We start from the raw sequence: 25,073 nt of genomic DNA, 5'->3' as shown, positions 1-25,073 counted from the left end.
GAGAGAAAAAATGAGCAAATATGTATTCGAACCTCAGGCGCCAGTCGCGGTGCCGGTTGTTGGCAGCGATGAGCAATTCCCGGTTCGCCGCGTCTACTGCGTTGGTCGTAACTACGCCGCCCATGCCCGTGAGATGGGGTTCGATCCCGATCGTGAGCCGCCGTTCTTCTTCTGCAAACCGGCCGATGCGGTCGTACCGGTTGCGGCTGGCGAAACGCTGGCGCTGGCCTATCCGTCGCAGACTGATAACTATCACTATGAAATTGAACTGGTGGTGGCGATAGGCAAGCAGGGCAGCGATATTCCGCTTGAGCAGGCGCATGAGTATGTCTGGGGCTATGCCACCGGGCTGGATATGACTCGCCGCGACCGCCAGATGGAAATGCGCCAGATGGGGCGCCCGTGGGAAATCGGCAAAGCGTTTGATTTGTCCGCGCCGATTGCGCCGCTGCATAAAGCGACCGATGTGGCAGACGTCAACAACGCGCCGATTTGGTTACAGGTAAACGGGGAAGATCATCAGCGCAGCGATATTCGCCATCTGATCTGGTCCGTCAATGAAACCATCAGCTACCTGTCCGGCTTTTTTGAACTGCAACCGGGCGACCTGATTTTCACCGGTACGCCAGAAGGGGTTGGGGCAGTGGTGAAAGGGGATGTGATTACCGGCAATGTGGAAGGGTTAACGCCGATCGCCGTGAAGATTGTCTGAGGTGAATGATGAAGCTGTACAGTTTTTTTAATAGCTCGGCGTCTTATCGCGTGCGTATCGCGCTGGCATTAAAAGGCATTGATTATGAGACGGTGGGTGTCAACATTCGTATCGGCCAGCAGAATGCGCTGAGCTACCGACGGATGAACCCGATCGGGCTGGTGCCGACGCTGGTGACTGATGACGGTGAATCTCTCGGGCAATCGCTGGCAATCATCGACTGGCTGGATCGCCACTTCCCGCAGACGCCGTTGCTACCGCAGGTCGATCCGGCGCGCAGCCAGGCGCTGGAAATTGTCTATGCCATTGCCTGTGATATTCACCCGGTGAACAACCTGCGCGTACTGCGCTACCTGACTGACGAGCTGAAGATCGGCGAAGAAGACAAGAAACGCTGGTACGCCCACTGGGTGCAACAAGGGCTTAGCGCGGTGGAACAGCTGTTGCGCCAGGGGCAGTCCGGGCAGTTTTGCGTGGGGGATGCGCCCACGCTGGCGGATTGCTGCCTGATTCCACAATGGGCCAATGCGCTGCGAATGGGATGCGACCTGAGCGGTTATCCGCGCTGCAAGGCGGTTTATGACGCCTGCACCCGGCTTCCGGCCTTTATCGCCGCCGCCCCCGAAAATCAACAAGACAAAATTTCAGCCTGATAAGGAGAACGACAATGGCTAAAGTGACAAGCGCAATTATCGTGGGTGGCGGTATTGGCGGCGCAGCGACCGCGCTGTCGCTGGCGCGCCAGGGCATTAAAGTGATGCTGCTGGAAAAGGCTCATGAAATTGGTGAGATTGGGGCGGGGATTCAGCTCGGGCCGAATGCGTTTTCCGCGCTGGACAGCCTCGGCGTTGGTGAAGTGGCTCGCCAGCGCGCGGTCTTTACCGATCATATTACGATGATGGACGCCGTGAATGCCGAAGAGGTCGTGCGCATTGAAACCGGCCAGGCCTTTCGTGACCATTTTGGCGGCCCGTATGCCGTAATTCACCGGGTGGATATTCATGCCACCGTCTGGGAAGCGGCGCTGACCCATCCGGGCGTGGAGTACCGGACTTCGACGAATATTGTCGATATCCGCCAGACGCCGGACGATGTAACGGTGTTTGACGAGCAAGGGAATAGCTGGACGGCAGATATTCTGCTGGGCTGCGATGGCGTGAAATCGGTCGTGCGCCAGAGTCTACTTGGTGATACGCCGCGCGTGACCGGGCATGTGGTGTACCGGGCCGTGGTGGAGTGCGACGACATGCCGGAAGATTTGCGCATCAACGCGCCGGTACTGTGGGCCGGGCCGCATTGCCATCTGGTGCATTATCCGTTGCGCGGCGGGAAACAGTACAATCTGGTGGTGACGTTCCATAGCCGTCAGCAGGAGGAGTGGGGCGTGAAAGACGGAAGCAAAGAAGAGGTGCTCTCTTATTTTGCCGGGATTCACCCGCGTCCGCGTCAAATGCTCGACAAACCCACCTCCTGGCGCCGCTGGGCGACCGCTGACCGGGAACCGGTAGAGAAATGGGGAACCGACCGCATCACGCTGGTGGGCGACGCCGCGCACCCGGTTGCGCAATATATGGCGCAGGGCGCCTGCATGGCGCTGGAAGATGCCGTTACGCTGGGTAAAGCGCTGGAGCGTTGTCATGGTGATGCGCAGCAGGCCTTTGCGTTGTATGAGTCGGTGCGTATTCCCCGCACGGCGCGAATTGTCTGGTCAACCCGCGAGATGGGGCGCGTCTACCATGCCGCAGGCGTGGAGCGACAGGTGCGTAATCTGCTGTGGAAAGGCAAATCCCAGCAGGAGTTTTATCGCGGCATTGAGTGGCTGTATGGCTGGAAGGAAGATAACTGCCTTGAGCCGCGCTGAGAGACTTTAAACCGCACCACAGAGGCGCTACCATAGCGCCTCTTTTTTTGCAGGTAACAAAATGCTATGCGTGTTTTACTGGCGCCGATGGAAGGCGTGCTCGACTCTCTGGTGCGCGAGCTACTGACCGAGGTTAATGATTACGATCTGTGCATCACGGAGTTTTTGCGCGTGGTGGATCAGCTTCTGCCGGTAAAAGTGTTTCATCGCATCTGCCCGGAACTGCACAATGCCAGCCGCACGGCGTCCGGCACAGTCGTGCGTATTCAACTGCTGGGGCAATACCCGCAGTGGCTGGCGGAAAACGCCGCCCGCGCGGTGGAGCTGGGCTCATACGGCGTGGATTTAAACTGCGGCTGTCCGTCGAAAATGGTGAACGGCAGCGGAGGTGGGGCGACGTTGCTCAAAGATCCTGAGCTTATCTATCAGGGGGCAAAAGCGATGCGCGAAGCCGTGCCTGCGCATTTACCGGTCACGGTGAAAGTGCGTCTGGGCTGGGACAGCGGCGAAAGAAAATTTGAAATTGCCGATGCCGTCCAGCAGGCAGGGGCGACAGAGCTTGTCGTGCATGGGCGCACCAAAGAGCAGGGTTATAAAGCCGAACATATTGACTGGCAGGCGATTGGTGAGATCCGCCAGCGACTCACTATTCCGGTTATCGCCAATGGTGAAATCTGGGACTGGCAGAGTGCGCAAGAGTGTATGGCGGTCAGCGGCTGCGACGCGGTGATGATGGGACGTGGAGCGTTAAACATCCCGAATCTCAGCCGCGTGGTGAAATATAACGAACCGCGTATGCCCTGGCCGGAAGTGGTTTTACTGCTGCAAAAATACACCCGGCTGGAAAAGCAGGGGGATACAGGGCTGTATCATGTCGCGCGTATTAAGCAGTGGCTGGGGTATTTGCGTAAGGAATATACGGAAGCCACCGCGCTATTTCAGGAAATCCGTGCGCTTAATAATTCCCCCGATATTGCTCGCGCCATTCAGTCCATTGATATTTAAATCGCCTTATCAGGCCGCGTGCCTGATGGCGCTTCGCTTATCAGGCCTACAGACTCCAGACTGTGTAGGCCGGATAAGACGGTACGTCGCCATCCGGCAGCGGTCAGCGGTCAGCGGTTCGACAGGGAACTACGCAAAGGGTAAATATCATTCCATGAAATACTTTAATTATAATTATTTGTTTCAATTATAATTTTCTAATTATATTTTTCCTTTTCCAAAGATGTATTGCCACGCGTAACTAAAAAACAGGACGCAACACCACGTAATCTCTGCGCACCTTTTCTTACCAGAACGTCTCCATGAACCGCGATTCTCTCCTGGCCACAACGGTGTGCCTGTCTCTTTTTACGCTGCTGGCGGGTTGCGCGCCGATGCACGATACCCGCCAGTCGCTGACGCGACAAACGCCTGCTGCACAGGTTGATTCACCATTACCGACGGCAATAAAAAACGGTTGGCCGGACAGCCAGTGGTGGAAGGCGTACCACGATCCCCAGCTTGATGCCTTAATTAACAACGCATTACAGCATTCTCCTGATATGCAGGTGGCTGAACAGCGTATACAACTCGCCGAGGCGCAGGCGAAGGAGGTTGAAGCGCAGGATGGCCCCCGGCTGGATTTCTCTGCGGATGTTGAGCGCCAGAAAATGTCTGCGGAAGGGCTGATGGGGCCGTTTGCCATCACCGATCCGGCGGCGGGAACCACCGGGCCGTGGTACACCAACGGGACGTTCGGCTTAACCGCCGGTTGGGATCTGGATCTCTGGGGCAAGAACCGGGCTGAAGTCAGCGCGAGAATCGGCGTAGTGAAAGCGCGTGAAGCGGAACAGGCGCAAACCCGGCAACTGCTGGCAAGCGGCGTCGCGCGTTTATACTGGGAATGGCAGACGCAGGCGGCGCTTAAAGCGGTGCTGGCGCAAATCGAACATGAACAGCAAAACGTTATTACGGTTGATCGCCAGCTGTATCAAAACGGTATTACCTCCTCGGTCGAAGGGGTGGAAACCGATATTGATGCCGGTAAAACGCAGCAGCAGCTAAATGATGTGGCCGGTAAAATGAAGATTATTGAGGCGCGTCTGAGTGCGCTGACCAATGCGCAATCGGCCTCGCTGACCCTGCATACGGTTGCTCTGCCAGTGACTGAAAGCCAGTTGCCCGCTCAGTTGAGCTATGAACTTCTGGCTCGCCGACCCGATTTACAGGCGGCGCACTGGTACATTGAGTCCTCTTTAGGCAGCGTTGACGCCGCAAAAGCGGCGTTTTATCCCGATATCAACCTGATGGCGTTTCTGCAACAGGACGCCCTGCACCTGAGCGATCTGTTTCGCCATTCCGCACAGCAGATGGGCGTCACCGCCGGGCTGACGCTGCCGATCTTTGACAGCGGCAGGCTGAACGCCAGTCTTGATATCGCGAAAGCGCAAAGTAATCTCTCTGTCGCGAATTACAACAAAGCGGTGGTGGATGCGGTGAATGATGTGGCGCGCGCCGCCAGTCAGGTTGAAACGATGGCTGAAAAAAATCAGCACCAACGGCAGATTGAGCATGACGCACAGCGGGTGGTTGGTCTGGCACAGGCGCGCTTTAATGCCGGAATTATTGCGGGCTCCCGCGTCAGCCAGGCGAAGATCCCGGCGCTGCGGGAACATTGCAACGGCCTGATTTTGCAAGGGCAATGGCTGGATGCGTCCATCCAGCTCACCAGCGCGCTGGGCGGCGGTTATCATCTTTGAGCGTCATGCCGGATGGCGCTTTAATACAGGCCAAATAAGCCTGAAGCGCTAAGGCGCATCAGGCTTATTGCGCCGTTTTAACCACCAGCGAGCGCCAAAAACCAGCCCAGCCACCAGCGCCAGCCAAATCACATGCTTTATATGCTGGTCGAAACTGTGCAGCCACGGCGCGATCACCTCGCCGCCAATATAGCCCAGGGTGGTAAACAGCAAAGCCCAGATCATTGCCCCCAGAATATTCAGCGGCAGAAAGATTTTAGGCGGCAGGTGGCTGGCGCCAATCAATAGCGGCCCAATAATGCGAAAGCCGTACATAAATCGGGAACCGATCACAAACAGGTACGGGCGGCGCTGGATCATTTTCTGCGCCAGATGAATTTTGGCGCGATGTCGGGAAAAGCGCCGTAAAATTTTGCCGCCATAGCGACGACCCAACAAATAGAGCACCTGATCGCCAATCATGCCGCCGAGTGCGACAGAGAGCACCACCAGAGGGAATTTAAGCAATCCCTGATGGGCTGCCACGCCGCCTAACAGGGTGATGGTCTCGCCTTCCGCCATACTGCCAATAATCAGCGCGGCGTAACCGTAATGCGTGATAAGACTGTTGATATCCATACGTGAAAACGACCTCCCGCCTTTAGCATACACCCTATCAATGTTTATGGCCGGAAAAGGCGCGACGTTAGCGCATCGGTTTTTATGCGCTGTACATAAAATAATCGAAAGCTGAATTATACTTGAAGTGTTGAGATCCAGAGCTGACAAGCAGGGGGCGGTATGAACCATGTCTGGGGGCTATTTTCCCATCCCGATCGTGAAATGCGCGTGATCAAAAGCGAAAACGAAACGGTGTCGCATCACTATACCCACCATGTGCTGCTGATGGCGGCGATCCCGGTGATTTGCGCCTTTATCGGCACCACGCAAATTGGCTGGAATTTTGGTGATGGCAATGTGCTGCGCTTGTCTCTGTTTACGGGGCTGGCGTTCGCGGTTCTGTTTTACGGCATGATGCTGGCCGGGGTTGCCGTGATGGGGCGGGTCATCTGGTGGATGGCGCGCAACTACCCGCAACGGCCTTCCCTGGGACACTGTATGGTCTTTGCCGGGTATGTCGCAACGCCGCTGTTTTTAAGTGGTCTGGTGGCGCTTTATCCGCTGGTGTGGCTCTGTGCGTTAGTCGGTACTGTCGCACTGTTTTATACCGGCTATCTGCTGTATCTCGGCATCCCGACATTCCTGAACATCAGTAAAGAGGAAGGTCTGAGCTTTTCCAGTTCGACGCTGGCTATCGGCGTGCTGGTACTGGAAGTGCTGCTGGCGATGACGGTGATCCTGTGGGGATATGGATACCGGTTATTCTGAGGTATGAAAAGAATTCGGGTCGCAGGAGGGCGGTAAATGGACAACAGCAGCGCGCCTGCGCCCCGAAACAGGGAAGAGACGGGTGTAAAAGCCAGCATGCAGCATTTCGTGACGATTCTCTTATGGCGACAACGCTGTCGGGTCGCTATGATGCCGGAGCTAGCTTGAGTAAAATCCTGGCTCAGGCGGTGTACGTTCTACGTGCGTGAATCATTATCAGAAATCTCATCATGCTGAAATTCCGAGTTTCATTATTTAGCCTTGCCCTGATGCTGGCTGTCCCTTTTGCGCCACAGGCTGTGGCGAAAACCGCGGCTGCCGCCGTAGCGTCTCAACCGGAAATTGCTTCTGGAAGCGCGATGATTGTTGATCTGAACACCAACAAAGTGATCTATTCGAACCACCCGGATCTTGTGCGTCCGATTGCGTCGATCACCAAATTAATGACGGCGATGGTGGTGCTTGATGCGCGACTGCCGCTGGATGAAAAACTGAAAGTCGATATCAGCCAGACGCCGGAAATGAAAGGCGTTTACTCACGCGTGCGTCTGAACAGTGAAATCAGCCGTAAAAATATGTTGCTGCTGGCGCTGATGTCTTCGGAAAACCGGGCGGCGGCAAGCCTGGCGCATCATTATCCGGGTGGCTATAACGCTTTTATTAAAGCGATGAATGCTAAAGCCAAAGCGTTGGGCATGACCCACACCCGTTTTGTGGAGCCGACGGGACTGTCGATTCATAACGTATCGACCGCCCGTGACCTGACGAAACTGTTGATTGCCAGCAAGCAGTACCCGCTGATTGGTCAGTTAAGCACCACGCGTGAGGATATGGCGACCTTTGCAAACCCGGCATACACCTTGCCGTTTCGCAATACGAATCACCTGGTGTACCGCGATAACTGGAATATTCAGTTGACCAAGACCGGGTTTACCAACGCTGCGGGTCATTGCCTGGTGATGCGCACGATGATCAACAACAAACCGGTGGCGTTAGTGGTGATGGATGCCTTTGGCAAATATACCCATTTTGCCGATGCCAGCCGTTTACGCACCTGGATTGAAACCGGCAAAGCGATGCCCGTTCCGGCCGCCGCGTTGAGTTATAAAAAGCAGAAAGCTGCGCAGATGGCCGCAGCAGGCGAGCAGACCGCGCAAAACGATTGAGTTTGTTGATATGTGCCTGAATCCGGCCTACAGTTTGTAGGCCGGATAAGGCGCTTGCGCCGCCATCCGGCACGATATTTAAAACAGCTCCATCGCTGTAAATACGAGAAATCAATGCGTCTCGTCGGACGCCGCTTCTTTCCAGAATTTCAGCTTACTTGTTTTACCAATACCCGGATTCATGCTGTTGGTGGGGTCATTTTCACGATAAAAACGCGCCAGCGTCTCCGGCGCTTTGTACAAATGACCAACGTTATGCTCTGCCGGATATTGCGCGCCGCGCTGGCGCAGCAGTTCCAGCATTTGCTCTTTCAGCGCATGGGCATCGACGCCTTTCTTCACGATGTAATCCTGATGGAAGACATAGCACATGAAATGACCGTAATAGAGTTTATGCACCAGCTGGCTGTCAATTTCCGGCGGCAGATGCTCATACCATTCGGTGTCGTTACGCCGTAAGGCGATATCCAGTGCGAGAATATCCTCCACCTCATCGGCATGCACCGCCTGATAACGGATCGCCGCGCCTGCCGCGGCAAAACGGTGCAGGAACGCTTTGCTGCCTTCCTCCGGGGTACAGGCAAAGAAATCGCCCTCGGCGGTTTTGAAAAACTCGGTCAGCCAGCTTTGCGCTTCCGCCACTCCGTCTCCCGCCATTTTTAACAGCAGATGATGCTCATATTTGTCGCGCCAGCTTTTCATGCGCGGCGGCAGATGGTTAGGGAATAAATGGCCGAACTTCTGCATCGCGCGGTCGGTGAAATGCGGACGGAAGATTTTTACCTTTTCCAGCATCGCGTCGGTACGGCCTTTGAGCGTAAAGAAGAACGGCATTTTGTCGGTGCCGAGCTTGTCGATCATCAGGAACGTATCTTTGCCATATTTCTCCGCGATGTCGTAAATATCGCGGTGCATATATTCACCGGCAACCGGCAGGTTGTCGAACTTCGCCAGGATATGACGACGAATCTCGGTCAGCACGTCGGGCTGATTGGTGCCGATGTAAAAGACCTGCTGGTTTTTTTCCGCCTCGAAAGTGTCCAGCCGCACGGCGAACACCGCCAGCTTACCCGCGCAGCCGGAGGATTCGAACAGGCGATCCGGGTCAGCGTTATAGCGGGCAGGGGTATCGGCCTCAATGTCCCTGACGCGAGTCACGTAATCGTAATCGTGGGCGTGGCGGCCATCGTGGCGCACATCTTCATCTTTGATGCGTTCATCATCGAGTGTGCTGAGGATCTGTTCCGGGGTCTGGCCCAGTTCGATGCCCAGATGGTTCACCAGCTGTAATTTGCCCTGTTCATCAATGCGCGCGAACAGCGACATTTCGGTATACGCCGGGCCGCGTTGTACCAGCGACCCGCCGGAGTTATTGCAGATGCCGCCAATAACTGACGCGCCGATACAGGAGGAACCGATAACCGAGTGCGGTTCGCGACCAAAAGGTTTAAGCGCTTTTTCCAGTGAGTACAGCGTGGTGCCTGGGTATGCCAGCACCTGTTCGCCTTTACTGAGGACGTGCAGCTTGTCGAGGCGTAGCGTGCTGATGATGACAATTTCGCGATCGTAATCGTTGCCGTTCGGCGTGGAACCTTCAGTCAGGCCGGTATTGGCGGCCTGCATCAGAATGATTTTATCGGCGTTTACGCAGGCGTTCAGTACGCGCCACAATTCCAGCAGCGAGCCGGGGAAGACCACGGCCAGCGCTTCGCCCTGACCGGAACGGAACCCCTTGCGGTAGCGGGCGGTTTTTGCAGGATCGGTGAGCAGGTGCGAATGACCCACCAGACGGGTGAGCTCATTAAGAAAGGCTTTATTATCTGTCGTTGTAATGGAAGACATTCTCCACTCCTTGTGGTGGGACAAACTATCGGAACTAAGCATAGCGCTTTGTATGACAATACGCTTTCTCATGCAACTTGTCTCGGTGCAGGCTTAGCGTATTCTTGATCCTCCTCTCTGCGCAGGGGACGTTAAAAAAATCAGAGAATAACCTTAGCTTTCTTCTCCTCTCCCGATTAGGCTTATGGCAAACTGCGGTTTTTGTTATATTTTTGCTGCCACGTCGGGCTAAAGAAAAAGAGAGAATCAAGATGAAATGGCTATGTTCTGTAGGTGTTGCGGTAAGCCTTGCGTTGCAGCCAGCGCTGGCGGAAGCGTTGTCTGGCAACCATCCGCTGACGCCTGAAGCTCGGGATGCGTTTGTCACTGAATTGCTCACGAAAATGACCGTCGATGAGAAAATCGGTCAGCTGCGTTTGATAAGCGTTGGGCCCGACAACCCGAAAGAAGCCATCCGGGAGATGATCAAAAACGGGCAGGTCGGGGCGATTTTTAACACCGTCACCCGCCAGGATATCCGAAAAATGCAGGATCAGGTGATGGAACTGAGCCGCCTGAAAATCCCTCTCTTTTTCGCCTATGACGTGCTGCACGGGCAGCGTACCGTTTTCCCTATCAGCCTCGGCCTGGCCTCCTCGTTTAATCTGGAGGCGGTAAAAACCGTGGGCCGCGTCTCGGCGTATGAGGCGGCTGACGATGGCCTGAACATGACCTGGGCGCCAATGGTGGATGTGTCCCGCGATCCGCGCTGGGGACGCGCGTCGGAAGGCTTTGGTGAAGATACGTATCTGACGGCGATCATGGGCAAAACGATGGTCGAGGCGATGCAGGGTAAAAGCCCGGCGGATCGCTATTCGGTGATGACCAGCGTGAAACATTTCGCCGCCTATGGCGCGGTTGAGGGCGGGAAGGAATACAACACCGTCGATATGAGCCCGCAGCGCCTGTTTAACGACTATATGCCGCCGTATAAAGCCGGGCTGGACGCGGGCAGCGGCGCGGTGATGGTGGCGCTCAACTCACTGAACGGCACGCCTGCGACGTCAGATTCGTGGCTGTTGAAAGAGGTGCTGCGCGACGAGTGGGGCTTTAAAGGCATCACCGTTTCCGATCACGGCGCGATCAAAGAGCTGATTAAACACGGCACGGCATCCGACCCGGAAGACGCGGTGCGCGTGGCGCTCAAGTCCGGCATCAACATGAGTATGAGCGATGAGTATTACAGCAAATACCTGCCGGGGCTGGTCAAATCAGGCAAAGTAACGATGGCGGAACTGGACGATGCCGCGCGCCATGTGCTGAACGTGAAATATGACATGGGGTTGTTTAACGATCCGTACAGCCACCTGGGCACAAAAGAGTCCGATCCGCAGGACACGAACGCTGAGAGCCGTCTGCATCGCAAAGACGCGCGCGACGTTGCGCGCGAAAGTCTGGTGCTGCTGAAGAACCGTCTGGAAACGCTGCCGTTGAATAAATCCGGCACCATTGCGGTGGTGGGGCCGCTGGCTGACAGTCAGCGTGATGTGATGGGAAGCTGGTCTGCCGCTGGCGTCGCCAGCCAGTCCGTTACGGTTCTGACGGGGATTAAAAACGCGCTGGGCGACAAAGGCAAAGTGATATACGCCAAAGGGGCGAATGTCACTAATGACAAAGGCATTGTTGATTTCCTCAATCAGTATGAGGAGGCGGTGAAAGTAGACCCTCGTTCGCCAGAGGCGATGATTGACGAGGCCGTTAATGCCGCGAAACAGTCCGATGTGGTTGTGGCCGTTGTCGGGGAAGCGCAGGGTATGGCGCATGAGGCTTCCAGCCGCACCGACATTCAGATCCCGCAAAGCCAGCGCGATCTGATCGCGGCGTTGAAGGCGACGGGTAAACCGTTGGTGCTGGTGCTGATGAACGGTCGTCCGCTGGCGCTGGTGAAAGAAGATCAGCAGGCTGACGCCATTCTGGAAACCTGGTTTGCCGGTACGGAAGGCGGTAACGCCATTGCTGACGTTCTGTTCGGCGACTATAACCCGTCGGGTAAACTGCCGATGTCCTTCCCGCGCTCTGTCGGGCAGATCCCGGTTTACTACAGCCATCTCAACACCGGTCGTCCGTATAACGCCGACAAGCCGAACAAGTACACCTCCCGCTACTTTGACGAGGCGAATGGCCCGCTGTATCCGTTTGGTTATGGTCTGAGCTACACCACGTTTACCGTTTCCGATGTGACGCTCTCTGCGCCCACCATGAAGCGCGATGGCGCGGTAACGGCCAGCGTGCGGGTGACGAATACCGGCAAGCGCGAGGGGGCGACGGTAATCCAGATGTATTTGCAGGATGTCACGGCATCGATGAGTCGTCCGGTAAAACAGCTGAAAGGCTTTGAGAAGGTAACGCTGAAGCCGGGAGAAACGCAGACCGTTAGCTTCCCGATTGATATTGAGGCGCTGAAATTCTGGAACCAGCGTATGAAGTATGACGCGGAGCCCGGCAAGTTTAACGTCTTTATTGGCGTCGATTCCGCCCGTGTGAAGCAGGGCGAGTTTGAACTGCTGTAGCCACGCGCCATGCCTGCCAGCTCCGTAGGCCGGATAAGACGCGTTAGCGTCGCTATCCGGCACTGGTGCGCCTGATTGCCGGATGGCGCTTGCGCTTATCCGGCCTGCGAATTGCCCTGCCTTTTGTCGCTCTGCTATTTTTCAACTATGCTTTTTCCTCAAGTCTCTGAAAAGGGATGTAAAAGAATGAGGAAAGCAGCATGACAATTTCAAAAACAGGGGCGGGGGCGCTGCTGCTGTTAGCGGCGGTCAGTCTGCCGTTGCAGGCCGCATCACCCGTAACGGTCGGATCAAAAATCGATACGGAAGGCGCCTTGCTTGGCAACCTGATTTTACAGGTGCTGGAAAGCCACGGCGTTAAAACGGTGAATAAAGTGCAACTGGGTACAACCCCGGTAGTACGCGGCGCGATTACCTCCGGCGAGCTGGATATTTACCCGGAATATACCGGAAACGGCGCATTCTTCTTTAAAGACGAAAACGATCCGGCATGGAAAAACGCACAGGCGGGGTTTGAAAAAGTCAAAAAACTGGATGCTGAGCAGAACAAGCTGGTCTGGTTAACGCCAGCGCCTGCAAACAATACCTGGACGATTGCAGTGCGCCAGGATGTTGCGGAAAAGAATAAACTGGTTTCGCTTGCGGATCTCGGACGCTATCTGAAAGAGGGCGGAACGTTCAAGCTGGCCGCCTCCGCCGAGTTTATCGAACGCGCCGATGCGCTGCCTGCCTTTGAAAAAGCCTACGATTTTAAACTGAATCAGAACCAGTTGCTGTCGCTGGCTGGCGGCGATACGGCGGTGACCATTAAAGCGGCCGCTCAGCAAACGTCCGGCGTAAACGCGGCAATGGCCTATGGCACCGACGGCCCGGTTGCAGCGCTGGGGCTGCAAACACTGAGCGATCCGCAAGGCGTTCAGCCTATCTATGCGCCTGCTCCGGTGGTTCGTGAGTCGGTGCTAAAAGAATATCCGCAGATGGCGGAATGGTTGCAGCCGGTCTTTGCCAGCCTGGATGAAAAAACGCTGCAACAGTTGAATGCCAGTATCGCCGTTGAAGGGCTGGATGCGAAAAAAGTCGCGGCAGATTACCTGAAGCAAAAAGGCTGGGTGAAGTAACACATTTTGTATCAGGTCAGTAAGGTGTCAAAAGTCAGTCTTAACCGTGTGTTGCTGCTGTTGGTGATCCTGACGGGGGTTGCCGCCGCGCTGCCTTTCGTTAACTACGCCCCCAATCGCCTGGTGTCGGGGGAGGGGCGTCAGATCTGGGATATCTGGCCGGGTTCGGTTTCTCTGCTGGCGGGCGCCGGGTGCGCATTGCTGGTCTTGTGTTTTGTCCCTGGAAAAAAGGGCAGCGTGCTGACGCTTGTGCTGGCGCAGGCGCTGGTGATCGCCATGCTCTGGAGCGTGGGGAAAGCGGCAACGCATCTGGCGCAGGCCGGCAGCCCGCTGGCGCGCACCAGCCTGGGGAGTGGCCTGTGGCTGGGTCTTGGGCTCACCCTGCTGGCCTGTAGCGATGCCATTCGCCGTATCACCACCCAACCGCTCTGGCGCTGGCTTCTGCATGCGCAAATTGTGCTCTTACCGCTGGCGCTGCTGCTCACCGGCGCATTCAACGATCTCTCTTTACTCAAAGAGTACGCGAACCGGCAGGATATTTTTGATAATGCGCTGGTTCAGCACCTGACGCTGCTGGCGGGAACCGTGTTGCCCGCGTTGCTGATTGGCGTACCGCTGGGCATCTGGTGCTCGTTTGCAACGGCGCGGCAGGGGCCGGTCTTTGCCGTTCTGAATGTTATCCAGACCATCCCTTCCGTTGCGCTGTTTGGCCTGCTGATTGCCCCGCTTGCCGGGCTGGTGAAGGCGTGGCCCTGGCTGGGAACGCTTGGCGTGGCGGGAACCGGGTTAACGCCCGCCCTGATTGCGCTGGTGCTCTATGCGTTACTGCCGCTGGTGCGCGGCGTGGTTGCCGGGCTTAACCAGGTGCCGCGAGACGTGCTGGAAAGCGCGCGGGCGATGGGGATGAGCGCTTCTCAACGCTTTATCCATGTACAACTGCCGCTGGCGTTGCCGGTTTTTTTACGTAGCCTGCGCGTGGTCATGGTGCAAACGGTGGGGATGGCGGTCATCGCCGCCCTGATTGGGGCGGGAGGGTTTGGCGCCCTGGTCTTTCAGGGACTGCTCAGCAGCGCCGTTGATCTGGTTCTGCTGGGGGTGATCCCGGTCATTGCGCTGGCCGTGCTGATCGACGCGCTGTTTGATTTATGGATCGCACTCCTGAAGGTAACGAATGATGATTGAATTTAGCCATGTCAGCAAAACCTTCGGTGCGCAGAAGGCCGTCAACGACCTCAATCTGCATTTTCGCGAAGGCAGCTTTTCGGTGCTGATTGGCACATCGGGGTCGGGAAAATCCACCACGCTGAAGATGATTAACCGCCTGGTGGAGCATGACAGCGGGGTGATCCGTTTTGCCGGGGACGAGATCCGCAGCTTGCCGGTGCTGGAGCTGCGTCGTCGCATGGGGTACGCCATCCAGTCGATCGGCCTTTTCCCGCACTGGACGGTGGCGCAAAACATTGCCACCGTACCGCAACTGCAAAAGTGGTCGCGCTCGCGTATTGATGACCGCACGGAAGAACTGATGACGCTGCTGGGGCTGGAGGTGAATTTGCGTCACCGTTATCCGCACCAGCTCTCTGGCGGGCAACAGCAGCGCGTTGGGGTGGCCCGCGCGCTGGCTGCCGATCCGCAGGTATTGCTGATGGATGAGCCGTTTGCCGCGCTGGACCCGGTGACGCGCGGGGCGCTTCAGCAGGAGATGACCCGTATTCACCGACTGCTTGGCCGCACCATCGTGCTGGTGACGCACGATATCGACGAGGCGCTGCGTCTGGCGGAGCATCTGGTGCTGATGGATGGCGGCGAAGTGGTACAGCAGGGCACGCCGCTGGAAATGCTGACCGCGCCGGCGAATGATTTTGTGCAGGCGTTTTTTGGGCGCAGCGAACTGGGCGTGCGGCTGCTGTCGCTGCGCAGCGTGGGGGATTATGTGCGTCGCCATGAGCAAGTGGGCGGTGACGCGCTGGCGGAAGAGATGACGCTGCGCGATGCGCTGTCTGTCTTTGTGGCGCGAGGGTGCGACGTATTGCCGGTGGTGGATCAGCAGGGCACTCCCTGCGGGACGCTCCATTTTCGCGATCTGCTTTCGGAGGCGCTGCCCGGTGAAACGACTGTCTGATCCGCTGTTCTGGCTTATTGTCGCTTTTCTGGCGCTGCTTGCGGGGCTGCCGTACAGCCAGGCGGTGTTTGGCGCGCTGTTTCCACAGTTACCACGACCGGTTTACCAGCAAGAAAGCTTTATGGCGCTGGCGCTGGCCCATTTCTGGCTGGTGGGCGTGTCAAGCCTGATTGCTGTGGCGGTTGGCGTCGGGGCGGGGATTGCGGTCACTCGCTCATGGGGGGCAGAGTTTCGCCCGCTGGTGGAAACCATCGCCGCCGTCGGGCAGACCTTTCCGCCGGTCGCGGTGCTGGCGATAGCCGTTCCGGTGATGGGGTTTGGTCAGGAGCCAGCCATTATCGCGCTGATCCTCTACGGGGTTTTGCCGATATTGCAGGCCACGCTCGCCGGGCTGGGGGCGATTCCCGCCAGTGTCATGAGTGTGGCGCGCGGGATGGGAATGAGCCGGGGACAGCAGCTGTGGAAAGTCGAACTGCCGCTGGCCGCGCCGGTGATTCTGGCGGGGATTCGCACCTCGGTGATCATCAATATTGGGACTGCGACGATCGCCTCGACGGTGGGCGCCAGCACGCTCGGCACGCCGATTATCATCGGGCTGAGCGGCTTTAACACCGCCTATGTGATTCAGGGGGCTTTACTGGTCGCGCTGGCGGCGATCATTGTCGATCGCCTGTTCGAGCGTCTGGTACTGCGCCTTAACCGGCACGTAAAATAAACGTATAGCCAGCGAGCATCACGCCGCCGATACCGCCGATAGCCATCAGCAGGAAGAGGGTAATCACACCGATTTTAGCTGCGCGCATTGTGCACTCCTTATGTTAACAAAAGGATTGTACCGTAAAGCACGTTTGTTAATGAATCATTAAATGCGCAGAATGTCTGATCACGCATTGATGCTGTCATCCGGTAAGGCTACAGGCCCAGCGGGTAAATATCGTGCCCCTGCGCGCGCCAGGCGTTGAGTTGCTGCTGCTGCGCGGGCGTCTGCGTCTCGCCGCACCAGATAAGCAGCGTCCTGCCGTCAAACAGCTCCGGGCGAAGCTGGTTCAGCGAGTGAGCCAGCACATCGACGCGCCATCCTTGCTGGCTGGCGACCCAGCCTTCCAGCCACAGCCGGGTGGTATCGTGAATATTCCAGCCGACCACCAGCGCGTCTTTCCCCTGTTTTTTGCGCGCGGAGGCAAGACAAATCGCAATGTAATTGATCAAGATGCCGTCAAGGATGCCGAGCAGCGCCTGGAGAGTGGGTTGCTGGCACTGTAAGCGTCGTCGCAGAGGAGTAAACAGGTGCGTGGTGAGCGTCTGGGCGGGGTAATCCTGCCCACGTTCTTTAATCCATAGCCTGAGGCTATGCAGATTGTTGCTTTGCAAATAGTGCAGCAGCGTCTCCTGCTGTTCGCGCCAGCCGTTTTGCACATCGATATTATCGTTGCTGAGCAGCACTTTGACCTTACTGACCTGCACGCCGTTATCAATCCAGCGTTTAATCTCCCGAATCCTGTCGATATCGGCGTCATTAAACAGGCGGTGCCCCCCGTCTGTTCGCTGGGGCTTTAATAATCCGTAACGCCTCTGCCACGCGCGTAACGTGACAGGGTTGATATCACAAAGCAAAGCCACTTCACCTATTGTGTAAAGCGCCATCGTTTCACCCTTGCTCGCGAGGTCCCAGTTTTACTTTAGACGCTCTTTTACGAACCAGGTAGTTTTGTCTGTTTTTTAATCAGTGCGCGGGTGAGATTGTGGCCTGACGTGCGCTTTTGAGTGATCGTTCTCACGAATTCATGTTTTTTTGCAACAGTTCAAAGAAAGATAAGCGCAGCCAATGTATGTTACGCGTTTTTAAGAGATGTGTGGTTTGCGGGTATGTACGAGTTTAATCTGGTGTTGCTGCTGCTTCAGCAGATGTGCGTGTTTCTGGTCATTGCGTGGTTAATGAGTAAAACACGTTTATTCATCCCGTTAATGCAGGTTACCGTTCGCCTGCCGCATAAATTTCTCTGTTATATCGTCTTCTCTATTTTCTGCATTATGGGCACCTGGTTTGGGTTGCACATCGAAGATTCCATTGCCAATACCCGTGCGATTGGCGCCGTGATGGGCGGCTTGCTGGGCGGGCCTGTGGTCGGCGGCCTGGTCGGACTCACCGGCGGTTTACACCGTTATTCGATGGGCGGGATGACGGCGTTGAGCTGCATGATCTCCACCATTGTCGAAGGGTTGTTAGGCGGCCTGGTGCATAGCGTGCTGATCCGTCGCGGGCGCACCGATAAAGTTTTCAGCCCGTTAACGGCCGGGGCGATTACCTTCGTCGCTGAACTGGTGCAAATGCTGATCATTTTGTTGATCGCCCGACCTTTTGAAGATGCGTTGCATCTGGTAAGCAGTATTGCCGCGCCCATGATGGTGACTAACACCGTCGGGGCGGCGCTGTTTATGCGCATTTTGCTCGACAAACGCGCCATGTTTGAAAAATACACTTCGGCGTTTTCCGCCACCGCGCTGAAAGTGGCGGCCTCCACGGAGGGTATCCTCCGTCAGGGCTTTAACGAAGTGAACAGCATGAAGGTGGCCCAGGTGTTGTATCAGGAACTGGACATCGGCGCAGTGGCGATCACCGATCGCGATAAACTGCTGGCATTTACCGGCATTGGCGACGATCACCACCTGCCGGGGAAACCTATTTCATCAAGCTACACGCTGAAAGCGATTGAGACCGGCGAAGTGGTATATGCCGATGGTAACGAAGTGCCTTACCGCTGCTCGTTGCATCCGCAGTGCAAATTAGGCTCAACGCTGGTGATTCCGCTGCGCGGCGAAAACCAACGCGTGATGGGCACCATCAAACTGTATGAAGCCAAAAACCGGCTCTTTAGCTCCATCAACCGAACGCTGGGCGAGGGGATTGCGCAACTGCTGTCGGCGCAGATTCTGGCCGGGCAGTATGAACGCCAGAAAGCGCTGCTCACACAGTCGGAAATTAAACTTTTGCATGCGCAGGTGAATCCTCATTTTCTGTTTAACGCGCTTAACACCATTAAAGCGGTGGTGCGCCGCGACAGCGAACAGGCCAGCCAACTGGTGCAGTATCTCTCGACCTTCTTTCGCAAGAACTTAAAGCGCCCCTCGGAGATTGTGACCCTTGCCGATGAAATTGAGCATGTGAATGCCTATTTGCAAATTGAGAAGGCGCGCTTCCAGGCGCGGTTGCAGGTGAATTTAAACGTGCCGGAGGAACTTTCGCACCAGCAACTGCCCGCGTTCACTCTGCAACCGATTGTGGAAAACGCCATTAAGCACGGCACGTCGCAACTGCTCGGCACCGGCGAAGTCTCCATTACGGCCAGACAGGACGGGCAGCATCTGATGCTGGACATTGAGGATAACGCCGGGTTGTACCAGCCCACGACCAATGCCAGCGGCCTGGGGATGAACCTGGTGGATAAACGGCTGCGCGAACGCTTTGGCGATGATTACGGCATCAACGTGGCCTGCGAACCCGATCTCTTTACCCGGATAACCTTACGACTTCCCCTGGAGGAAAACGCATGATTAAAGTGCTGATTGTGGATGATGAGCCGTTAGCGCGGGAAAATCTGCGGATTCTGTTACAGGAACAAAGTGATATTGAGATTGTGGGTGAGTGCTCGAATGCGGTAGAGGCGATTGGCGCGGTGCATAAGCTGCACCCGGACGTGCTGTTTCTCGACATCCAGATGCCGCGCATCAGCGGGCTGGAAATGGTCGGGATGCTCGATCCAGAACATCGACCGTACATTGTTTTTCTGACCGCTTTTGACGAATACGCCATTAAAGCGTTTGAAGAGCACGCTTTTGACTATCTGCTTAAGCCCATTGAAGAGAAGCGGCTGGAGAAAACGTTGGCGCGTCTGCGACAGGAACGAAACATGCAGGACGTTTCGGTGCTGCCGGAAAATCAACAAGCGTTGAAATTCATTCCCTGCACCGGGCACAGCCGTATTTATCTGTTGCAAATGGATGACGTGGCGTTTGTCAGCAGCCGGATGAGCGGCGTGTACGTAACCAGCAGCGAGGGGAAGGAAGGGTTTACCGAATTGACGCTGCGAACGCTGGAGAGCCGCACGCCGTTATTGCGCTGCCATCGTCAGTATCTGGTGAATATGGCGCAGTTGCAGGAAATTCGTCTGGAGGATAATGGTCAGGCCGAGCTGATTTTGCGCAACGGTTTAACGGTTCCTGTCAGCCGTCGCTACCTGAAAAGTTTAAAAGAGGCGATTGGGCTGTAAAAGACTGCTAAAATGATTTTTTGCCTCATTAACACCCGAAGGCCCCATGCTGAGTAACGATATTCTGCGTAGCGTGCGCTACATCCTGAAAGCAAACAATAACGATCTGGTGCGCATTCTGGCGCTGGGTAATGCCGAAGCCACTGCGGAACAGATTGCTGTCTGGTTGCGTAAAGAAGAGGAAGAGGGCTTTCAACGTTGCCCGGATATCATCCTCTCTGCTTTCCTGAATGGGCTGATTTACGAAAAGCGTGGTAAAGATGAGTCCGCGCCAGCGCTGGAGCCGGAGCGCCGCGTTAACAATAATATTGTGCTGAAAAAGCTGCGTATCGCGTTCTCGCTGAAAACCGACGATATTCTTGCGATTCTGACGGAGCAAAAATTCCGCGTCTCGATGCCGGAAATCACGGCGATGATGCGCGCCCCGGAGCATAAAAACTTCCGCGAGTGCGGCGATCAGTTCTTGCGCTATTTCCTGCGCGGGCTGGCGGCGCGTCAGCACGAGAAGAAAGCGTAATAAGATAAGCGGTAGGCCGGATAAGGTGTTTGCACCGTCATCCGGCGTGGTTCGCTGGCGTACTGGAATAAAAAAGCCGGAGAATGTCTCCGGCTTTTTTGTTTATTTCACCTGCTGGCCTGGCTTCGCACCGTCATCCGGGCTTAACAGGAAGATATCTTTCCCGCCAGGACCGGCGGCCATCACCATCCCTTCAGAGATGCCGAAGCGCATTTTACGCGGGGCCAGGTTGGCGACCATCACCGTATGGCGACCAATCAGCGCCTGCGGGTCAGGGTACGCGGAACGGATGCCGGAGAAGACGTTGCGCTTTTCGCCGCCCAGATCCAGCGTCAGACGCAGCAGTTTGTCAGAACCCTCAACGAACTCAGCGTTTTCAATCAGCGCCACGCGCAGATCGACCTTAGCGAAATCGTCAAAGGTAATGGTTTCCTGAATCGGGTCGTCTGCCAGCGGGCCGGTAACTGGCGCCGCCGCCGCTTTCACCTCTTCTTTCGAGGCTTCAACCAGCGCATCAACCTGTTTCATGTCGATGCGGTTATACAGCGCTTTGAAGGCGTTAACCTTGTGGCCCAGCAGCGGTTGCGCGATTGCATTCCAGCTCAGCTCGGTGTTCAGGAACGCTTCCACACGTTCGCTCAGCGTTGGCAGAACCGGCTTCAGGTACGTCATCAGCACGCGGAACAGGTTGATGCCCATCGAGCAGATCGCTTGCAGGTCGGCATCGCGGCCTTCCTGTTTCGCGACAACCCACGGCGCCTGTTCATCAACATAGCGGTTAGCCATGTCCGCCAGCGCCATAATTTCACGGATCGCTTTACCGAATTCGCGGCTTTCCCACGCTTCGCCGATGACCGCTGCTGCGTCGGTGAAGGTTTTGTACAGCGCGGGATCGGCCAGTTCAGCAGCCAGTACGCCATCGAAACGCTTGTTGATAAAGCCCGCGTTACGGGAAGCCAGGTTGACGACTTTGTTGACGATATCCGCGTTGACGCGCTGCACGAAGTCTTCCAGATTCAGGTCGATGTCATCGATGCGGGAAGAGAGCTTCGCCGTGTAGTAATAGCGCAGGCTGTCGGCGTCAAAATGGTTCAGCCAGGTGCTGGCCTTAATAAAGGTGCCGCGCGATTTAGACATCTTCGCGCCGTTCACCGTTACATAGCCGTGAACGAACAGGTTGGTCGGTTTGCGGAAACCGCTGCCTTCCAGCATGGCCGGCCAGAACAGGCTGTGGAAGTAGACGATATCTTTACCGATGAAATGGTATAGCTCGGCGTCAGAATCTTTCTTCCAGTAGTCGTCAAAGCTGGTCAGATCGCCGCGCTTGTTGCACAGATTCTTGAATGAACCCATGTAGCCGATCGGCGCATCCAGCCAGACGTAGAAAAATTTGCCCGGCGCATTCGGGATTTCAAAACCGAAGTATGGCGCGTCACGGGAGATATCCCACTGTTGCAGGCCGGATTCAAACCACTCCTGCATTTTGTTCGCCACCTGCTCCTGCAACGCGCCGCTGCGGGTCCACGCCTGCAACATTTCGCTGAAAGAGGGCAGGTCAAAGAAGAAGTGCTCAGAGTCGCGCATCACCGGCGTAGCGCCGGAAACCACGGATTTCGGCTCGATAAGCTCGGTCGGGCTATAGGTCGCGCCGCACACTTCGCAGTTATCGCCGTACTGGTCTGGAGACTTACATTTCGGGCAGGTGCCTTTTACAAAACGATCCGGCAGGAACATGCCTTTTTCTGGATCGTAGAGCTGAGAGATGGTGCGGTTCTTAATGAAACCGTTCTCTTTCAGGCGGGTGTAAATCAGCTCGGACAGCTCGCGGTTCTCTTCGCTGTGCGTTGAGTGGTAGTTGTCATAGCTGATGTTAAAGCCTGCGAAATCAGTCTGATGCTCCTGACTCATTTCACCAATCATCTGCTCTGGCGTAATCCCCAACTGCTGTGCTTTCAGCATGATAGGGGTGCCGTGTGCGTCGTCCGCGCAGATGAAGTTGACCTGGTGGCCGCGCATTCGCTGGTAACGGACCCAGACATCAGCCTGGATGTGCTCCAGCATATGGCCGAGGTGGATGGAGCCGTTGGCGTACGGCAGCGCGCACGTTACCAGAATTTTCTTCGCGACTTGAGTCATAGTAGGTATTACTTCTTCTCTAGTAAAAGGGGGTTCTGATGTTACCTGAAAGGGAATAACTACGCCAAGTGATAAGGGCATTAATCCATAAATGAATAATTATTACCGCAGGAGTAAACTAGAAAGTTACAATTGTACTTTTCATAACGATAAAAAGGAGTCGGGATGAACGCACAATCCCAGGCTAAATCACCAGAGACCCTGCGCGCGATGGTCGCCGGGACGCTGGCGAATTTTCAGCACCCAACCCTGAAGCATAACCTGACGACGTTGAAAGCGTTGCACCATGTCGCCTGGCTGGATGACACGCTGCACGTTGAGCTGGTCATGCCGTTTGTCTGGCACAGCGCGTTTGAGGTGTTAAAAGAGCAATGCAGCGCCGATTTACTGCGGATTACGGGCGCGAAAGCCATTGACTGGAAGCTGTCGCATAACATCGCGACGCTGAAGCGCGTTAAAAATCAGCCAGGCATTAACGGCGTGAAGAACATTATCGCCGTCAGTTCCGGTAAAGGCGGCGTGGGAAAATCGTCTACCGCTGTTAACCTGGCGTTAGCGCTGGCGGCGGAAGGGGCGAAAGTCGGTATTCTGGATGCTGATATCTACGGCCCGTCTATCCCGACCATGCTGGGGGCTGAGAATCAGCGTCCAACTTCGCCGGACGGCACCCATATGGCGCCGATTATGTCTCACGGTCTGGCGACCAACTCCATCGGCTATCTGGTGACGGATGACAATGCGATGGTATGGCGCGGCCCGATGGCCAGCAAAGCGCTGATGCAGATGTTGCAGGAAACGTTGTGGCCGGATCTGGATTACCTGGTACTGGATATGCCGCCGGGAACCGGTGACATTCAATTGACGTTGGCGCAGAACATTCCGGTTACAGGCGCGGTTGTCGTTACCACGCCGCAGGACATCGCGCTTATTGACGCCAAAAAAGGCATTGTGATGTTCGAGAAGGTCGAAGTACCGGTGCTCGGGATTGTTGAAAACATGAGTATGCATATCTGTAGCAACTGCGGTCACCATGAGCCAATTTTTGGCACCGGCGGCGCACAGAAACTGGCCGAGCAGTACCGTACTCAACTGCTGGGGCAGATGCCGTTGCATATCAGCCTGCGTGAAGATCTCGATCGCGGAACGCCGACGGTAATCAGCCGTCCCGACAGTGAGTTTACCGCGATATACCGCGAGCTGGCAGGGCGCGTTGCGGCGCAACTGTACTGGCAGGGTGAGGTTATTCCCGGAGAAATAGCTTTCCGCGCGGTTTAATTTCGCCTGAACCGTCAGGATGACTGCTATTCACCGCATCAGAAATATATTGATGCGGTGAATATATTAATGAAATAATCATCACACTATTATTTATTTTCCCTTCATTATTTGGGCGCTTTTCTTAAAAAATCGCCAAATACATCATTTGAATTGATCATAGCTATCTTATTAATTTATTATCTCGATTGGTCTTACAATGAACCAGCGAGCATAATTTCCCGTGAAGATAAACTGTGCTGTGCTCTCTTTTACGACAGGATTAACGCTAAACATGAAGAATCCTTTGCTGATGGGAATTATAGTTCTGGCTTATGGAATGAGTTCTCCTGTTTTTGCTTCTGATACCGCGACGCTCACGATTAGCGGAAGCGTCACGACCCCCACCTGTCACGCTGACGTTGTGGATACTCAGTTGCAACAGCGTTGCGGTAATAACACCTATCTGACAAACGCAGGAGAAACGGCCTCAATGCCGGTCAGAGGCGTTGTAACGGAAGTTATCACTCTGCCTGGAGGCTCTGCTCGCCAGATAGTCCTAAACCGCTACGACTAAAATAACGTGAATACGAGAAAGCCCACATTATTTTCATGAATGATGTGGGCTTTTTTATTTATATTTTGAATGTATTTAATGATAAATCACGATTATTAATAAATTCTAAAAATGATAATTAGTACAACTTATTTGTTGTAATTATATTGCATTCTGTAAATTGTTTTAAATCAACAAAACAACACGTTTACATTGCGATAACGTTTTGTGTGTGCGAATTTAGTTTCAAGAGTTAATCCCTCTTAACAAATAGAAATTCATTTATTAAGGAAGATACTATGAAACGTTCAATTATTGCTGCCTCCGTATTGTCTGCTATTTTTATGAGTGCCGGGGTTTTTGCGGCGGATTCTGGTGAATTAACAATTCAGGGTGAAGTTACAGGTACGTCATGCCAGTTTGTTGACGGACATACAAATGCAACCATCGAGTTAGCCAGTATTCCTGATACCTTCTTTGATAACGTGGGTATTGGGAAGGATGTAACATATGGCGAAGGCCGGGCAGCAGCGCCACTGGAAATCAAATGTGGAGATGGCGCTACGAATGTTAGGGTCTTTATCTCCGGCGATGAGGTGGATAATAATGATATTATTATCCCTGGTAATGGGGATAATACAGGGGTCGGTTTTAAATTATTCCATAATAATGACTCTATTGCGAAAGCAGGTAGCGCTGGTATTCCATTAAGTGATTTTCCGACATCGGCGGATGGGGCTTATAAACTTGACCTTGCGGCACGTTATGCAAAAAGAACAAACTCGATAACTTCAGGTGCGGTTAGTGCAACAGTGACGCTTAAGGTTGTTCAGGAATAATGTCTGGCCGGCAGCACTCTG

General features: G+C 55.0%; 23 protein-coding genes. 18 read left to right on the top strand and 5 right to left on the bottom strand.

The annotated features are described in order from the left end of the window. Positions 1-10: 10 nt before the first annotated feature. From OGX93_RS18430 to mdtQ, 5 genes are all read left to right on the top strand, one after another. A complete protein-coding gene (locus tag OGX93_RS18430) occupies positions 11-712 on the top strand; it encodes a fumarylacetoacetate hydrolase family protein (protein WP_012131630.1) in 702 nt (233 codons plus the stop codon). 8 nt (positions 713-720) lie between these two features. Then, positions 721-1,365, top strand: a complete 645-nt coding sequence (maiA, locus tag OGX93_RS18425) for a maleylacetoacetate isomerase (RefSeq protein WP_110494033.1) — start codon at positions 721-723, stop codon at positions 1,363-1,365. Between the two features lie 14 nt (positions 1,366-1,379). Further along, positions 1,380-2,573 carry a 3-hydroxybenzoate 6-monooxygenase gene (locus tag OGX93_RS18420; protein WP_012131632.1) on the top strand — a complete coding sequence of 398 codons (1,194 nt, stop codon included), beginning with the start codon at positions 1,380-1,382 and terminating at the stop codon, positions 2,571-2,573. Positions 2,574-2,639: 66 nt separating this feature from the next. Next, on the top strand, positions 2,640-3,578 hold the full coding sequence (gene dusC, locus OGX93_RS18415; RefSeq protein WP_012131633.1) for a tRNA dihydrouridine(16) synthase DusC: 939 nt from the start codon (positions 2,640-2,642) through the stop codon (positions 3,576-3,578). Between the two features lie 302 nt (positions 3,579-3,880). Beyond that, positions 3,881-5,317, top strand: coding sequence for a multidrug resistance outer membrane protein MdtQ (gene mdtQ / locus OGX93_RS18410; RefSeq protein ID WP_286449182.1), 1,437 nt, complete (start codon positions 3,881-3,883; stop codon positions 5,315-5,317). A 48-nt stretch (positions 5,318-5,365) separates the two neighbouring features. Here mdtQ and OGX93_RS18405 read toward each other — a convergent pair whose 3' ends face one another. Next, positions 5,366-5,935, bottom strand: coding sequence for a DedA family protein (locus OGX93_RS18405; protein WP_286449180.1), 570 nt, complete (start codon positions 5,933-5,935; stop codon positions 5,366-5,368). Positions 5,936-6,097: 162 nt separating this feature from the next. Between OGX93_RS18405 and OGX93_RS18400 the strand changes: the two genes are divergently transcribed. Both OGX93_RS18400 and pbpG read left to right on the top strand, forming a co-directional pair. Then, positions 6,098-6,685, top strand: coding sequence for a Yip1 family protein (locus OGX93_RS18400; protein WP_012131637.1), 588 nt, complete (start codon positions 6,098-6,100; stop codon positions 6,683-6,685). Positions 6,686-6,915: 230 nt separating this feature from the next. Next, entirely contained in the window at positions 6,916-7,851 is a 936-nt protein-coding gene (gene pbpG, locus OGX93_RS18395; RefSeq protein ID WP_198447505.1) for a D-alanyl-D-alanine endopeptidase, read from the top strand. 111 nt (positions 7,852-7,962) lie between these two features. On the opposite strand, the gene dld is transcribed toward pbpG, so the two are convergent. Beyond that, complete coding sequence (gene dld / locus OGX93_RS18390; protein WP_024130181.1) at positions 7,963-9,693, bottom strand: D-lactate dehydrogenase; 1,731 nt, start codon at positions 9,691-9,693, stop codon at positions 7,963-7,965. A 251-nt stretch (positions 9,694-9,944) separates the two neighbouring features. Here dld and bglX point away from each other — a divergent pair, with 251 nt between their 5' ends. The 5 genes from bglX (at position 9,945) to OGX93_RS18365 (ending at position 16,197) form a co-directional block, all read left to right on the top strand. Continuing rightward, a complete protein-coding gene (bglX, locus tag OGX93_RS18385) occupies positions 9,945-12,242 on the top strand; it encodes a beta-glucosidase BglX (RefSeq protein ID WP_286449177.1) in 2,298 nt (765 codons plus the stop codon). A gap of 200 nt (positions 12,243-12,442) precedes the next feature. After that, a complete protein-coding gene (gene osmF / locus OGX93_RS18380; RefSeq protein WP_012131641.1) occupies positions 12,443-13,360 on the top strand; it encodes a glycine betaine ABC transporter substrate-binding protein OsmF in 918 nt (305 codons plus the stop codon). 24 nt (positions 13,361-13,384) lie between these two features. After that, positions 13,385-14,542 (top strand): ABC transporter permease, encoded by a 1,158-nt coding sequence (locus OGX93_RS18375; protein ID WP_286449176.1) that lies wholly within the window; start codon positions 13,385-13,387, stop codon positions 14,540-14,542. Then, positions 14,535-15,482 carry an ABC transporter ATP-binding protein gene (locus OGX93_RS18370; RefSeq protein WP_286449229.1) on the top strand — a complete coding sequence of 316 codons (948 nt, stop codon included), beginning with the start codon at positions 14,535-14,537 and terminating at the stop codon, positions 15,480-15,482. Before OGX93_RS18375 ends, OGX93_RS18370 begins: the two co-directional genes overlap by 8 nt. Beyond that, a complete protein-coding gene (locus tag OGX93_RS18365; RefSeq protein ID WP_012131644.1) occupies positions 15,466-16,197 on the top strand; it encodes an ABC transporter permease in 732 nt (243 codons plus the stop codon). Before OGX93_RS18370 ends, OGX93_RS18365 begins: the two co-directional genes overlap by 17 nt. Here the strand turns inward: OGX93_RS18365 and OGX93_RS18360 are convergent. Together OGX93_RS18360 and mlrA are read right to left on the bottom strand one after the other, a co-directional pair. Next, positions 16,178-16,285, bottom strand: coding sequence for a protein YohO (locus OGX93_RS18360; RefSeq protein ID WP_047462533.1), 108 nt, complete (start codon positions 16,283-16,285; stop codon positions 16,178-16,180). The genes OGX93_RS18365 and OGX93_RS18360 overlap by 20 nt on opposite strands. A gap of 109 nt (positions 16,286-16,394) precedes the next feature. Continuing rightward, positions 16,395-17,126, bottom strand: coding sequence for an HTH-type transcriptional regulator MlrA (mlrA, locus tag OGX93_RS18355; RefSeq protein ID WP_012131645.1), 732 nt, complete (start codon positions 17,124-17,126; stop codon positions 16,395-16,397). 222 nt (positions 17,127-17,348) lie between these two features. Between mlrA and OGX93_RS18350 the strand changes: the two genes are divergently transcribed. From OGX93_RS18350 to OGX93_RS18340, 3 genes are read left to right on the top strand one after another with little or no spacing between them, the layout of a single operon-like run. Next, on the top strand, positions 17,349-19,034 hold the full coding sequence (locus OGX93_RS18350; protein ID WP_012131646.1) for a sensor histidine kinase: 1,686 nt from the start codon (positions 17,349-17,351) through the stop codon (positions 19,032-19,034). After that, positions 19,031-19,750 (top strand): two-component system response regulator BtsR, encoded by a 720-nt coding sequence (btsR, locus tag OGX93_RS18345; protein ID WP_012131647.1) that lies wholly within the window; start codon positions 19,031-19,033, stop codon positions 19,748-19,750. Before OGX93_RS18350 ends, btsR begins: the two co-directional genes overlap by 4 nt. A gap of 46 nt (positions 19,751-19,796) precedes the next feature. Beyond that, complete coding sequence (locus tag OGX93_RS18340; RefSeq protein WP_012131648.1) at positions 19,797-20,267, top strand: YehS family protein; 471 nt, start codon at positions 19,797-19,799, stop codon at positions 20,265-20,267. 102 nt (positions 20,268-20,369) lie between these two features. On the opposite strand, the gene metG is transcribed toward OGX93_RS18340, so the two are convergent. Then, complete coding sequence (metG, locus tag OGX93_RS18335) at positions 20,370-22,403, bottom strand: methionine--tRNA ligase (protein ID WP_104868456.1); 2,034 nt, start codon at positions 22,401-22,403, stop codon at positions 20,370-20,372. A gap of 165 nt (positions 22,404-22,568) precedes the next feature. Here metG and apbC point away from each other — a divergent pair, with 165 nt between their 5' ends. The 3 genes from apbC to yehD all read left to right on the top strand — a co-directional run bounded on the left by apbC (position 22,569) and on the right by yehD (position 25,052). Beyond that, positions 22,569-23,678, top strand: coding sequence for an iron-sulfur cluster carrier protein ApbC (gene apbC / locus OGX93_RS18330; RefSeq protein ID WP_012131650.1), 1,110 nt, complete (start codon positions 22,569-22,571; stop codon positions 23,676-23,678). Between the two features lie 274 nt (positions 23,679-23,952). Beyond that, positions 23,953-24,234: a YehE family protein gene (locus OGX93_RS18325; RefSeq protein WP_112001919.1), complete on the top strand. Its 282-nt coding sequence runs from the start codon at positions 23,953-23,955 to the stop codon at positions 24,232-24,234. A gap of 278 nt (positions 24,235-24,512) precedes the next feature. Further along, positions 24,513-25,052, top strand: coding sequence for a fimbrial protein YehD (gene yehD / locus OGX93_RS18320; RefSeq protein WP_130029051.1), 540 nt, complete (start codon positions 24,513-24,515; stop codon positions 25,050-25,052). Positions 25,053-25,073 lie beyond the last annotated feature (21 nt).

The organism is Citrobacter sp. CK195 (assembly GCF_030333365.1).
GTDB lineage: Bacteria > Pseudomonadota > Gammaproteobacteria > Enterobacterales > Enterobacteriaceae > Citrobacter_B > Citrobacter_B koseri.
This window is presented reverse-complemented; position numbering and strand designations above follow the sequence as displayed.